General features: G+C 67.7%; 10 protein-coding genes. 1 reads left to right on the forward strand and 9 read right to left on the reverse strand.

From position 1 onward, the window contains the following. Positions 1-95: 95 nt before the first annotated feature. Genes ABZ195_RS21450 through ABZ195_RS21490 form a run of 9 tightly spaced genes read right to left on the reverse strand, consistent with a single transcriptional unit; the run spans position 96 to position 11,481 of the window. Complete coding sequence (locus tag ABZ195_RS21450) at positions 96-2,444, reverse strand: FtsK/SpoIIIE domain-containing protein (RefSeq protein ID WP_355221323.1); 2,349 nt, start codon at positions 2,442-2,444, stop codon at positions 96-98. A gap of 1 nt (position 2,445) precedes the next feature. Next, positions 2,446-3,837: a DUF4226 domain-containing protein gene (locus tag ABZ195_RS21455; protein WP_355221324.1), complete on the reverse strand. Its 1,392-nt coding sequence runs from the start codon at positions 3,835-3,837 to the stop codon at positions 2,446-2,448. Then, a complete protein-coding gene (locus tag ABZ195_RS21460; RefSeq protein ID WP_355221326.1) occupies positions 3,834-4,826 on the reverse strand; it encodes a hypothetical protein in 993 nt (330 codons plus the stop codon). The genes ABZ195_RS21455 and ABZ195_RS21460 overlap by 4 nt, the downstream gene beginning before the upstream one ends. Then, complete coding sequence (locus ABZ195_RS21465; protein WP_355221328.1) at positions 4,823-7,039, reverse strand: hypothetical protein; 2,217 nt, start codon at positions 7,037-7,039, stop codon at positions 4,823-4,825. Before ABZ195_RS21465 ends, ABZ195_RS21460 begins: the two co-directional genes overlap by 4 nt. Beyond that, on the reverse strand, positions 7,039-9,480 hold the full coding sequence (locus tag ABZ195_RS21470) for an ATP-binding protein (protein WP_355221330.1): 2,442 nt from the start codon (positions 9,478-9,480) through the stop codon (positions 7,039-7,041). Before ABZ195_RS21470 ends, ABZ195_RS21465 begins: the two co-directional genes overlap by 1 nt. A gap of 45 nt (positions 9,481-9,525) precedes the next feature. Continuing rightward, positions 9,526-9,927, reverse strand: a complete 402-nt coding sequence (locus tag ABZ195_RS21475) for a hypothetical protein (RefSeq protein WP_355221332.1) — start codon at positions 9,925-9,927, stop codon at positions 9,526-9,528. After that, positions 9,924-10,241, reverse strand: a complete 318-nt coding sequence (locus ABZ195_RS21480; RefSeq protein ID WP_355221334.1) for a hypothetical protein — start codon at positions 10,239-10,241, stop codon at positions 9,924-9,926. Before ABZ195_RS21480 ends, ABZ195_RS21475 begins: the two co-directional genes overlap by 4 nt. Before the next feature lie 31 nt (positions 10,242-10,272). Then, positions 10,273-11,241, reverse strand: coding sequence for a conjugal transfer protein (locus ABZ195_RS21485; protein WP_355221336.1), 969 nt, complete (start codon positions 11,239-11,241; stop codon positions 10,273-10,275). Between the two features lie 6 nt (positions 11,242-11,247). Next, positions 11,248-11,481, reverse strand: coding sequence for a hypothetical protein (locus ABZ195_RS21490; RefSeq protein WP_099025044.1), 234 nt, complete (start codon positions 11,479-11,481; stop codon positions 11,248-11,250). Between the two features lie 764 nt (positions 11,482-12,245). On the opposite strand from ABZ195_RS21490, the gene ABZ195_RS21495 reads away from it, so the two are divergent. Next, positions 12,246-13,031, forward strand: a complete 786-nt coding sequence (locus ABZ195_RS21495; RefSeq protein WP_355221338.1) for a hypothetical protein — start codon at positions 12,246-12,248, stop codon at positions 13,029-13,031. Positions 13,032-13,124 lie beyond the last annotated feature (93 nt).

Genomic DNA, 13,124 nt, shown 5'->3' on the forward strand with positions numbered 1-13,124 from the left:
CCCTGATGTTTCCATTATTGGCGATACTCGGCGATTTTCTGCACGTCAGCATGTGTTTTCTTGGTGGTTCGATTCGCCGAGTCGATTGTGGGTGCTCACACGGCCGCCAGGTGGGTTTCGGCGAGGTCCCTGACCTCGATCATCGCGTCGCTAGCGACCTCTGTCTCCTCGCGCTCCCCGGAGATGGCGTCGCGCAGGATGAGCACCGTGGTGTCCGGATCGGGGCCGGGGCTGGGCTCTTCGTCGAGGATGGCCCACTCCCCTGTCTCGGGCTGGCACACGTAGTCGCCGATCTCCAGCTGGTCGACGGTGACGTGCCGGCTCTCGGCGTCGAGGTCGACGTAGCTGTGCGCGAGCTCCTCCGAGGACGCCGGGCGGGGACCGCCGGGGGCGCTGCCGAAGATCGACTCCACGCCGCGGTCCTGGAAGTCGAGCCATCCCGGCGGTGCGTAGCCGGCGGCGTGCGGGTCGAAGTGCGGGTAGTCGGCGGCCTTGAGCAGGGGCAGATTCTGGTAGACGCCGAAATCCTCGGGTTGGGTTGTCGGGTCGGTCTCTGGCGGCATGATGATGCCGCGTTCGTAGAGTGCCACCGGGGGGCGCAACTCCTCGACGATCTGCTTCTCGTCCTCGTCGGCCGGGTCGGAGGGGTCGGGCACGTAGAAGGCCTGCACTTCGGTGGGCCAGCCGGCGCGGTTGAGAGCGGTGCCGCGGCCGCGGACGCCAATGGGGACGGTGCGGCCGGCGTTGGCGTCGTTGTGGATCATCATCGCGGCCTGGGTGGACAGCTTGCCCAGCGAAAGACGTTGTGTGAAGTTGTCTTTCGCTTCGCCCTTGAGGAAGTCTGCGTCAGCTCGCTGGAGGGCGGCCACGCAGTGGAAGCGGCTGGTGCGGCCCAGGCGCAGCAGTGAGGAGAACTGTCGCAGGGTTGGGCAGTCTCGGGGGGCGCCCTTGCCCTTGGTGTTGGCGTAGAAGGTCTTGATGGCGTCCTGGAACTCGGTGTACTCGTCGAAGACGATCATGAAGGGTTCTTTGGTCGATAGTGCGCGGCGGTTGCGCTTGTAGAGGTTGTAGCGCTGCTGCATCTCCTTGTAGATGGTGTTGACCAAGGCGATCGCCTCGTGCGGCTCGGTGAGGACGGCGACGACATTGGGATAGGTGCGGTAGCTGGTGAATTCACCGCCCTTGAAGTCGATGATGAAGATGCGCACGCCCAACCGCGCGGCCTGCACGATCGCGTTGTGGATGGTGGCGGTCTTGCCGGTGCCGGTGGGTCCCATCAGCAGCATGTGCGGGTTGACCTTGAGGTTCCATTCGATGACGGTGCCCTCTTCGTCGACGGCCAGCGGGATGGCGGCGTGGTCGTAGGTGGCGCAGGCCTGCTCCACGGTGGACACGGGCGCCTGTACGGGTGGGTAGACCTTGGTGGGCAGCTCGGGGCGCTGTTCGAAGATGGCGGTGCCGGCGAGATGGTCGAAGCGGGTGGCGCGCCACCGGCCGGGCAGCAGGTCGCTGATCTTGCGGGCGATCGACCGGATACGGTCTGTGCCAGACAGTTTCGCGCCGATTTGATGGTGAACGGTGAATTGTACGAGGTCGCCGCTTTCGGTGTACTGCAGGTCGGTGACCGTGGCTCCGGAGCCGAACAGCTCGGTGCTGGCGATCTGCTCGCGCAGTCCACGCACGGTGGGGGTCTCGGTGTTGACGCTGGCCAGGTTGGCGGTGATCAGCTGATCGGTGGTGGCGTAGGACAGCGTGTAGTGGGAGCCGACGGCATCGTCGAGGCGGCGGCTGAGCTCTGGTTTGAGTTCTTCGCGGCGTCCGCGGTAGGCCAGCACGATGGTCTTGGGTTTCTCGGGTTGGCCGTCGACCTCCTCGTCCCATTCGGTGATCGCGACCAGGCGGCGGCGTGGCAGCTCGTCGTAGCCGAGGTACGGGTAGAGCGCCCACTCGATTTCGTTGAGGTAGCGGGCACGCTCGCGGCGTTCGCGCAGCTTCTCGGTGAGCAGGTCGGCCGCGGCGTAGGCGGCGATGACACCGATGGCTGCGGCGATCAGGTCGGGGATGACGGGGATCAGCGCGAGGATGAGGATGCCGCCGATGAGTGCGGTGGCGGCTACGACGGGAGCCGCCACCGGCGGGACGGGACGGCGGTCGTCGGGGTCGTGCTGGACCGGTGCGGCCATCCGGACCCCGATCATCACCGCGGCGACGATGCCGATGGCGATGGCGGCCAGCGCGGCGACGGCCAGCAGGGTGGGCCCCGCGCCGCGAGGGTTGGCGCCGGGTAGGGCCAGCAGCGGGTTGCGGGTGGTGAAGTACCCGTGGCGCAGCGCCCACGAGGTGGCGGTGGCGGCGCCGCTGAACCACAGGGCGCCGAGCACCACAGGGACCGCGAGGACGGCGACGATTCCCGGATTGCGTTGTGCTGTTTCAGTTTTGGCCATGTCAGTAGCCCTTCGGCGGTGCGTAGGGGTTGGCTTGCTGCACCTTGGACATGAGGTCGGATCCGTCGGCGGAGACCGAGTATCTGGTCATGACGTAGTGGATGGCGGCCGCGGCGTTGGCGACGGGATCGAGGATGTCGCGGGAGGTTCCCGGACGCCAGTGGGCCTCGAAGGTGGGGCGAATCGTTTGGAGCCACCCCATCGAGGGGGTTCCCTTGGAGGCGTTGCTGTCCCAGCCGTTGACCGCGCGGGGGTTGTTGCCCGACTCGCGCTGTCCCATGGTCAGGAGACCGGGTAGCCACTTGGCGACGGCGCGAGGATCGGTGATGCCGTTGGCGGCGAGGGCCTTGATGGCCCACGCTTTGGGTCCGCCGGCGGCGAGCAGGTGCTGCTGTTCCTGGTCGTCTGGTCCGCTGGCGTTGAGGTCCTTGAGATAGTCGGCGGACATCGACTTGATGGTGCCGGCGTTGAGCGAGTCCTTGCCGACGGCATCGGTGAGCACCGCGCCGGCCTGCTGCAGCCCCTGGGCGATGGTGGTGAGCACACCGAGTTGACCCATCGGGGTGTTGGCGATGGGACCCATCGCCTGCAGGGCCGTCTTGACCTGGTTGACGATCTGTTCGATCTTGTCGCGGCCCAAGGTGGAGTTGGCAGCCGAATCCTCCAGGGAGGAACGGAGTTTGCGTTCCAGGTTGTCCATGGCGCGGGCTTGGTTGGCCTGCTTGTCGACGTCGGATTGGTAGGCGTCGCCGGCTTGTCCCTGGATGCCGGTGCTGGCGTCGGTGGAGCCGAGGCGATCGAGCACTCCTGCGGGGAAGCCGCTGGAGTTCGGCATGGCCGGGTTGCCTTGGCCGAACTGGTTGAGAATTTGCCCGAACGGAGCGAGGAGGCCCGACCCGATGCCCATCAGCGCAGACGGTAGGCCGGCCAAGGGTTCCGCCAGACCGGAGAGCATGCCGGCGGCGTCTTGCGGGCTGATCGGTGGTTTGGCGGCCGCGGCGGGGTCGGCGGCGTCGTCGGGGGTGGAGGGCGAGCCGTCGGCGCCGCCCTCGGCGTGGTCGTGGCCGTGATCGTCTGTGCCGCTGCCGGGTCCGGCTGCAGCGGGGTCGCTGGCGGCCGGTGCGGGGGTGGCGCCCGGTGTCCCCGGCGGCGGGGTCGGGGCTGGTTGCGCTGGTGTCGGGGTGTTGCTGGTTGCTGTCTGCGGGGCCGCGGGGGCGGCAGGGGTGGGGGCGGCGGACTGCTGCGGCGGTGCTGTGGTGGGGCTGCCGGGCATTCGCGGCGTGATCGGCAGGATCGGGGCCCGGCGGTTGTCGCGCGAGCCAGTGTCGGTGTGGGTGCCGATACCGGGGGGCAGCGGGGGTGCGGAGGCGTCGGCGAGCTGCTCTTCGCTCACGGGGTCGGCACCTCCTGGTCGGACTGTGTGCGGGGTCGTTTGACGATGACGTTGCCGGTGGGCAGGACTCCCACGGCGATCGGTTGATTGATGGTGGTGGCGTCGATGCCCAGCGTTGGCGTGATCGCGATCATGACGGCCGTCGGCCCGTGGCTGGGGGTGAAGTTGAAGAAGACGAGATCGCCGGGGCTAATCGCGCTCGGGTCGACGCGATCGCCACTGTCAATCTGGGCTGCGACGTCCTTGGGCAACGTGACCTCTCCCCGTGTGGCCTGGTAGTACGCGTATCTGACCAAGTTAGCTGCCGAAAAGGCGTCGTTCGTGGGGCCAGCGGTACTTCCGTCGGCATCGGTTGCCAGTAGGCCCACCTGGTTGTTGGCCAGGGCGGCGGCTTGCCGGCCGACTTCGGTGCCCGGTGTGGTCAGGGGCGGGCCGACGACATCGCCAGTACGCACGGCGTTTGCACATGCGGTGGTGTTGGCGTCGGCGGTGGGGGGCGGGGTGAGGGTGGCGTACGGGTTGGTGGGGGACGTGCTGTTTGCGCTGGTCGTCGTGGTGGTGGTGGCAGTGGCGGGGGTCGAGGTGGTGGTGACCGGTGCTGTGGTGGGCGTGGTGGTCGCCGGCTGCAGGGCGGTGGTCTCCCAGGCGGTCACCGGAGCTTGATCGATCGGCACGGAGGTGGCCAGGCGGGGGACGACGGCCAGGGCTGCGGTGTTGCCGACGGAGTAGCCCAGCCGGGATTCGCACTGGTAGGCGAAGTTGTGCTGCTGATCGGACATCCGGCTGAGTGCCACGATCGCGGTGATGACCAGGACCAGGACCAGGAGGATCACGACCGCGGCGACTGCGAGGATGACCGGCCATCCGACGGCGCCGACTACCGCGGAGCCGGCGGAGACGGTGACCTTGCGGATCCCCTGAGCTGCTGCGGCGCCCGCCAGCCCGCGCAGGATCGACTGGCGAGGCGGTTCGGTGTTCGGTGAGCTCACGGGGCTCCCTTCTCATCGTCGCTGTGTCGAGGCCCGGCCGGCGGGGGCAGGGGCCGGGTGGATCCGGTGGCCGGCGGCGCAGGTGGCGCGGCGGGTGGGGTCGGATCTGCCGGCTGCTCGAACGGCGAGGGCGGCGCCGCGTCGGCGCCGGCGGACCCGTGCCGCGGCCCTGAGGGCGGGGACGTGTCATCGCCGCTGGTGGTGGGGTTGTTCCAGTCGGGAAGTGGTGCCCCGGAGCCGGTTCGGGGAGCCGTGGGTGGTCCACCCTGGGGGCCGGCGCCGTTCGGCGTGGGCCCTGGGGACGTGCCGTAACCGCTGGTAGACGGTGGCGACGAGGCCGGGGGCGATTGAAGGTCGTTGGCGCTCAGCGGCGTCGGCCGTGATGGCGGGACGTCCCGGCCAGCAGGCGCGGCGCTGAACTGCGTGGTGGGCGGAGCCGTTCCCGCCGGCGGCGCCGACGGTCCCGGCGGTGCCGAGGGAGCTGGAGGCGGTCCCCCGCCGTTGCCTGCGGCGGCGCTGGCGGTGGTGTCGGGTGCCGTCGCCGTGGATGCGGTTGGCGGTGCACTCTCGGTCTTGGCCTGCTCGGTCGCCGCCTTCGCGGCTTCCCTTTCCTGGCGGGCCCGTTCGCGTTCCTCGGCGTCCTGCTTGCGGTTGTAGATGTCGGCGCCGCGGTCGAGGTGGCGGACCATCGAGGTTCGTCCCCCACGGACGAACGGTGCCACCACGCTCAGGGCGTGCGCGGCCGACGGGGAACGGGCCGCGATCACGCCGCCGGCCATGGTTGCGCCGACACCAGCGGCGACCACGGTGCTGTCGCGCAGGAATCCGCCGGCCTTCTCCTGCAGGATGTTCGTAGTCGGTGGGGGCGGTGCGGCACCGACGCTGTTGATGACTCCGGATGCGACGTTGGCGCTGGTCTGCTTGAGGTTCTTCGACATCGCGAAGATCAGGCGGATGGCCACCATCATCAGGATCAGCGCGGAGAGCATCGCGACGACGCCGTTGCCTTGTTGGCGGAAGACGACGGTCACGATCTCCCCGATGAAGATCGTCATGGTGATGTAGCCGAACATGGCCACCCCGGAGAACAGCATGGCGACGAACGTGTTGACCAGGGAGGCCTGAGGCCCGCCGGGGATGACGCCGACGGCGAAGCCCCACAGGAGTTTGAAGGCGTTGGCCACGGCCCGGAAGAACTCGAGCACGATGTGGAAGCCGAGGACCACGCAGAACAGCGCGAAGATGCCGATGAACATCAGCATCAGGACACCGGTGCCCAGTTGTCCGGGGCTGGGGTTGTCGGCGGTGGCTTTCATCGCGGCCGAGTCGGAGGCGCCGCAGGCCCGGATGCCGTCCTTGATGTTGTCGGGGTCCCCGGAGTTCACTCCGTCGCTCCAAGCCGCCGCGCAACTGGGCGTGCTGTCGGGCTGGCCGGCGAAATTCCAGGTCTGCAACGGCCGGCGGACGAACGAGGTGGCCAGCGTCCCCTCCAGCCGGTTGAGGGTGTCGGTGGTGTTGTCGAGACCGGCCACGGAGTTGGAGCCCAGGCTGACGGCCACGTCGCGTCCCTGTGCCAGGGGCCCGGAGTCGGAGATGACCCAGCTGATCGGTGAGTAGACAAGGGCGCCGCCGATGAGTGCGACCAGCACAGCGGCGGCGCCCTGGGAGGCGGCACGGGGCAGGTTGCCGCGCAGGATGTTCAGGGCGACGAAGGTGGCGGCGATGATCGCGGCGATCGCCGCGACGCCGGGCAGGATCTGTCCGGCGTAGTCCTGGACGACGGAGGCGACGGGCTGTACGAGGTCGGGCAGGAACCCGAAGCTGATGACGTACATGAGGAACCAGATGGCGACGCCGCCGATGACGACGAACAGTCCGGCCTCGGCTTCGAGCAGGGTCGCCAGGACCGCTTGAGATCCCCCGTCGAGGACCGATCCGTAGTCGGTGGAGATGGCGTAGCGCGACAACGGGACCCCGTAGGAGTCGGTGACCCCGAGGACGTAGAGCACCGGGCTCTGCGGTCCGATCGCAGCGTGGGCTTCGGCAGGAAACGCCAACGCGATCAGGCACAGGCACAGCTGCAGGTAGATCGGCAGCAGGATGAATTTGCGCAACCGGGTGGTGCTCGACAGCGCCCAACCGCGGGCGAACAGCTGGCTCAGCGTGGGCAGGGCGGGGTCCCAGCCTGCGGGGAGGAAAGCGGCGGCGAGCATCAGATGGTCACCTGCTCAGGTGTCGTGGACACCGCGCGGGCCCGGTCTTCGCGGGCGGGCCCGAAGATCTTCCCTCGCCCGATGCGCCCGCGGCCGTCGGCGATGAAGCACTCGCCGCGGCGATTGGGGGCGACGGTTTCCCCTCGGCCCACCGGCGGTGAGGTGTTCTCACGAAGCTGCTTGATCAAGTAGGCGTCGCGCTCGATGTCCACACCGAGCCACTCCAGGCTGTTGGCCGCCAGGGTGGTGTGGCGCTGACGGAAGGCGAACCGGTTCGGGATGAGGTTGTGCGCGGTGGACGCGTAGTCGGCCTTCGGGTCCTGCGAGGACAAGATGATGCCGGCAGCGTGCTTGCGGCCGTCTCGGACGAACTCCTCGACGATCTGCTTGCCGACGGTGGTGGCGGTGAAGTGGTAGGCCTCGTCGACGACCAGGGCGCCGAAGCGGCCCGGCTTGAGGAACTGATCGCGGGCCAGGAGTCCGACCAGCTCGTAGAGCGTGTGTCCGAGGCGTTTGCGCCAGGGCAGGTTCGCGTAGGCGTGGGTCAGCGTCAGCTCGTCGACGGTGGGCAGGGCCAGGGTGTGGGTCCGCACGACGGTCGCCGTGGCCGACAGCGGCATCGGTGGCAGCGCTCGGTCGAACAGCACCGGCGCCTCCACGGCGTCCATTGCACGCACGAGGGTCTGCTGATCGTCGGCGTCGCGGCCATGGGAGCGGGCGGCCCGGTAGGCCAGGTGGTCGCGGACGTCGGCCAGTGAGCGCAGGTTGTGTGCGCCGCGGTGTTCGGGTTGCAGGGTCTCGGCCAGCAGCACGCCCGGTGCGGAGACGACGGGGATGTTGAGTAGCGGCAGGATGGTGTCGAGGGCGATGCGCCGCGATTTGTGGGGATCGTCGAACAGGCGCAGCGGATCGAGGGTGAACTTCGGCTCGTCGAGGGTGATTAGGGTCGAGCCGGGGATCGATTCCAGCAGCGGGATGTATTCGCCTTGCTGGGAGCGGTCGATGACCAGGAACTGTCCGAGGAGGTCGGCGATGATGCTGATCAGTGTCTTGGTGAAGTAGCTCTTGCCCGACCCGAGCTCGCCCGCGATGGCGATGGCAGGGCTGATGTCGGAGAGCACCTTGTTCAGGAAGTTGAAGTGCAGCGGCTCGAAGAGTCCGGACAGCAGGTTGACGCCGATGATGGGTCCGGTGTCGTCGAGCAGTCGCGCGGTGGTGAAGGGGACGAACCCTGCCCAGTCGGGGGTGGCGGTGACGTGTTGGTAGTCGGTGTACACGCTGTCGGCCGGCGCGCCGGGGTTGAGCATCATCCACAGCTTGCGTTGTGCTCCGCGCGGGGCGTCGACGCGGATGCCGAGGCGGCGGAACTTGGCTTTGAGGGTTCCGACGCTGCGGGTGAGCTCGGTTTGGGTGGGAGCGCCGACGGCCAGGACGGTGGTGAACTCGACCTCTTCGGCGTTCTCGTTGGTGGCGAGGCTGTCGTTGTAGGCGGCGAGCGTGTCGACTTTGCGGCGCAGCTCCTGGGTGTGGAAGCCGACGTCGCTGTCGCGTTCGCCGAGCTGGACGCCGAGCTTGCCGAGGACCTTCTCGTTTTGTTGCATGGCAGATTCGCGGTCGCGGCGGCGCACGCGCATGGCCCAGTCGACGCTGACGTCAGGGATGCCGTCGAGCACGGAGAGGAACTCGGAATGGCCGGGGAATCCCATGGCCGGCGGGAACGACATCGGGGTCAGCATGGCTTGGTAGCTGTTGATGACCTCGCCCTCGTCGAGCCGGATCATGGCCTTGAGCATGGGGTCGAAGCTGCGGCGGAATGATTTCTCGGTGCGGGCTCCTTCGTCGAGGATGCCCGGAAGGAAGTAGGGGGTGGGCGCCGCTGTGCTCGGTGAGGCGTTCGCCGGGTTGTGTGGGGCGTGTTCGAGTGCCGATCCCCGCATGAGGTTGTGATTCCAGATGAAGGGCAGCAGCCCCTCGGGGACGGGTTGGAGCCGGAAGTTCGATTCCGGGTCGATGACGGTGAGCAGCTCGTCGGCGGCGGCGAGTTGCTCGGCGACGTCGCGCGCGGTGGGCTCACCGGTCAGTGCGCTCTTCCCGAGTGGGAAGGTGATCGTGTAGATGCGGGTGAGCGGTGCGATCTCGGCGATGCGCTTGTACCCGGCGACGGCTTCCTTGATGTAGTCCGGGGTGCGGTGGAGGTCGACCCGATCCAGTGAGCGGTTCATGACGTCGACGAGATCCAGGGGGGCCTGCAAGCTCAGCAGCAGGGTGTTGTCGGGGCAGTTGAGGATGAGCGATTCGTGCGCGTCCGCGACGCCGGCTTTGTCTTCGGGTTGGCGCAGGCCGTAGTCGAGGGCCTCGACGAAGTAGGTGGCGAAGACGCCGCCGTGGTGGGTCCACTGCAGATGGTGGCGGCGGGCTGCGGTCGGTTGTCGGAGCTTCACGGGGCGCTCGGGTCCTTCGTGTGCGGGGTGTGCCGTGGCGGCGGGTTAGGCGGCGTCGATGGGGGTGTCGTCGATGACGAATGCGTGAGGGTTCGTCTGGGCTTGTCGATCGAGTTCCTCGCGGGCCAGAACGGTCGGCTTGCGGTCGACGACGAGACTCACCAGGCGTGCGGTCTTGCCCAGGACCGGCACTCCGTCGTACTTGATCAGGCTCAGGGCGGCGGTCACCGCGAACGCCAGGATGACGCCGGTACCGAAGACGGCGACCGCGTTGTAGGGCAGCAATCGGGTGGCGAAGATGGTCGCGACGAGCGTCGCGGTGAATCCGACGATCTGCTCGATGGGACGCGCGCCGCCGGGCAGTTTCCGGCCGCCGGGAAGGCGGCCGACGTAGGTGCGGAATCGTCGACCCGAGGTCGCGACTCGTACCCAGCGCACCCAGGTCATGCGGCCGCCGACTGGCCGGTTACGTTACCGGATGCGGGCAGGAGCGGAGCCGGGGCGGGCATCGAGTAGCCACCGCCGCCACCGATCTGCTCGCCGGTGCTGCTGCCGGCGCTGATGAGCGACGGGATCATCGCGAACACGCCGGCGGCGCCGGTGATCGCCAGGGCCGAGACCGCGATCTTCACGGGGTTGCGGCCTGCTTCGCCGAACAGGTTTCGGAAGAAGTAGTAGATGCCCCAGAGCAGCAGCAGCGTGCCGGCGCACCCGACGGCGACGACGCGGATGTTCTCCAGGAGGACTTGGATGTCGGTCATTGGAGCGGTCCTTTCGTTCTCAGTTGGTGGGTCAGCCGCGCGTCGGCGTTGGCGGCGGAGTCGTTGGGGTGGTGGTGGTGTTGGTGGCTTCTTGCGGGTTGTCGGGGCGGGTCTGCAGTAGCGGTACCGAGGCGATCGAGACCACTTGCCACTGCCCTTCGACGGACTTGAGCGTGAGCGGGTAGGCGAGCTGGGTGAGGGTGTAGTTCTTGGTGCGCGCTGCCACGGTGATGTAGACCTCGGCGCTGTCGGCGCCGCTGCCGTTGCCGCTGACGTTCGCGTCCACGGTGATGGTGTCGACCTTCGCGTAGGGCGCCGGTTGGATCGGCTTGTCGGTGGCGTCGGCGGTGACGTAGCGAGCGAAGTCGGCGCCACCGGTGAGGTAGGAGCGAACGAATCCGGCGGCGGTCGTCGCCAGTGGCGAGTCCGGGGCGACGGTGTAGCGGTAACCCAGTCGGAAGTCCACGCCGACACCGGGGCCGGCCACTTGCATCGGCAGGGCGGTGGCTCGCGGAGCGCCGTCGAGGACGGTGATCGGGACGCGGTAGTAGGTGCGTTGCGGCGCGGTGGTGGTGGCGCCGTTGACGAGACCGGAGACGGTGACCGTCCACAGTGCAACGCCGTCGTCGGTGGTGGTGATCTGCTTGGCGAACGCGATGTCGGTGTCGGTGAACTGTCCCGCAATGGGCGGCAGCTTGATGTCTTTGAGGGTGACGTATCGCGCGAGCTTGTCCTCGTCTCCGGCTTTGGCGGTGAGGTATGTGGTGACGTAATCGCGGGCGAAACCGGTGACGAGGGTGGACGCCGGCACGGACGCGTTGCCGGGGGTTGCGTCGGTCTGCGCGGCGTCGGGCCACAGCGATGTGAGAAGTGAGATGACGGCGAAGAGTCCGCCTATGACGCCGAGCACGTTGACGGCTCTGCGCATGATCAGGCCGCGATCGAGGGGCTTGACCAGCTCGTCGAAGTGCTTCCTTTTACTGGGAACTTTACCTGTCACGGTAAATCAGTCTCCCACAGTCCCGGCGCCATTCTCGGCGAGCGCACGGGGCAATGCGGCGTCCGCTTCGGGGCTGTCATCGACGATCAATTTGAGAAGAGCGGCGCGGGCGTTCACGTCGAAAGGATCGTCGTGCAGTTCATCGCAGGCGATCTTCACCGCGCGCGAGTAGGCGCGCACAGCGGCGATGGCGGGGCTGATGTCGACGTTGCGCGAGCGGGCTGATGCGGAGGTCGCCATGGTGGGTGTCCTTCTTGGGAACGGGGAGCGGACCTGAATGCCGCCTCTATCCGTGAAGTACCGACCGCGGGGGTGGTTTCCGTCGTGCGCCTGGGCGTCGATTTTCGTTCCGGGCCCGTGCAGCTAACGCGCTATCGCGAGTAGCGCGTCCCCCAGATCTTCGTTCTGTCGAAATATCAGATTTGCCTTACCCCCTTGACAGGGGGCTTACGCTGGCTGTGCAGCGGAGCGATAAGGCCAGCGTAAATCACTGGACGGATCTTTGCTCGCGCTATTTTCGCAGGTCAACCGTGTGAATGTGACCTCACAACCGTCGCCGAAGACTTCCTCGCAGGTCGCGCACATGAATTGTGCGCGACCGCTCACGACCCGCGCACATGCCGCGTGATCAGCTATCGGCGGAGCCGCGCACGTTCCGCGCACATGACGCGCACGACCGAGTGCACACTGGCCGCTCATCGGCGCGCACGATGCGTGCACACCCGAGATCAGTGTGCTGTGAGCGTGAAAACAGCGCGGCTAGATTTCCGTCGCGTGAGAACTCCGAATCGCGTTCGCGCAACCCTCAGGCATCGCATGCTCGCAGCTCCAGGCAGTGTGACGACTCAAAGAGTGGCGTAGATCACACTTGTGACAGGTGCTGCCGGGAACCTGTCACGGCGCCCCTCACGTCGTAGCTGACGGTTAGCTCACAACTCGTTCCGAGGCTGAGGTCATCAGATGCGCCGCACTGGCGCTCAACGACTCCTTCAGGAGAACCGGCGATGACCACTCAACCTCTTGCCCTCCCCCGCCCGGCCGCCGCGCTTCGCGAGCACGCACTGCGCACCGCCGGCCTGCGCTCGCACCGCGCGCTCGTCGACGGCTGGTTGCGCGCCGCCGACGTCGCCGGCGTCGAGCAACTCCTCGACGCGCTCGGCGGCCGGGACACCACGTCGACTGCACTGTTGCTCTCGGAGCACCGCCGCGGTGTCGGCCTGGCCGCGACACTGCTGCTCGGCGCCAAGGCGGTGATGCTCTCCTCGGTCGCCCGGCACGCTCCCGGTGACTGCCTGGAGGAGCGCTTCCAGGTCACCGTGGATGCGTTCTTGTCGCGCGCACTGCCGGCGGTGAGACCCTCGCACAAGCACGCCGATGCGCAGCTTTACTGGATCACGTTGCGCACTGTCACGAAGATGCACGAGGCGCCGATGTGCTCGGCGGAACCGTCGTTCGAGGACGTTGCCGGTGAGGATGTTCACGCCGAGGCGGACAGCTATTTGACCGCCGACGTGCTTCTGGATTGGGCGCTGTCTCGCGGCGTTCTGGCTGAGCAGGACCACCGTGCACTCAAGATTCGGTTCGGCGGTGACGCCGCGGTGCCGGTGCGTGAAGTCGCGGCGCTGATGGGCGTCACGGAGAACAAACTGGAGTCACGTCTGCGGCGCGCACTCACGCGGTTGCGTGATGCCGTGGAGTCCGACCGTGACGACCTCGATCGCGCATGTGTTGCCGCGCGGTGGGGCCGTGAGGACGCCGTTGGAGCCCTGCGAACTGGTGTGGCCGCATGACCGGGTTCTCCGATGCCGACGGGATAAAATTCAGCGACGCTGGCAACGCGCTCGACTCGGAGTGGCGTGCGGCTCCAAGCCCCGAAAGTGATG

Source organism: Mycobacterium sp. NPDC006124, from assembly GCF_040614235.1.
Taxonomy (GTDB): domain Bacteria; phylum Actinomycetota; class Actinomycetes; order Mycobacteriales; family Mycobacteriaceae; genus Mycobacterium.

Excerpts from the sequence above, each read along its gene's own strand:
- ABZ195_RS21450 (WP_355221323.1), bottom strand. The coding sequence starts at position 2,444 with ATGGCCAAAACTGAAACAGCACAACGCAATCCGGGAATCGTCGCCGTC.
- ABZ195_RS21465 (WP_355221328.1), bottom strand. The coding sequence starts at position 7,039 with ATGCTCGCCGCCGCTTTCCTCCCCGCAGGCTGGGACCCCGCCCTGCCC.
- ABZ195_RS21475 (WP_355221332.1), bottom strand. The coding sequence starts at position 9,927 with ATGACCTGGGTGCGCTGGGTACGAGTCGCGACCTCGGGTCGACGATTC.
- ABZ195_RS21480 (WP_355221334.1), bottom strand. The coding sequence starts at position 10,241 with ATGACCGACATCCAAGTCCTCCTGGAGAACATCCGCGTCGTCGCCGTC.
- ABZ195_RS21490 (WP_099025044.1), bottom strand. The coding sequence starts at position 11,481 with ATGGCGACCTCCGCATCAGCCCGCTCGCGCAACGTCGACATCAGCCCC.
- ABZ195_RS21495 (WP_355221338.1), top strand. The coding sequence starts at position 12,246 with ATGACCACTCAACCTCTTGCCCTCCCCCGCCCGGCCGCCGCGCTTCGC.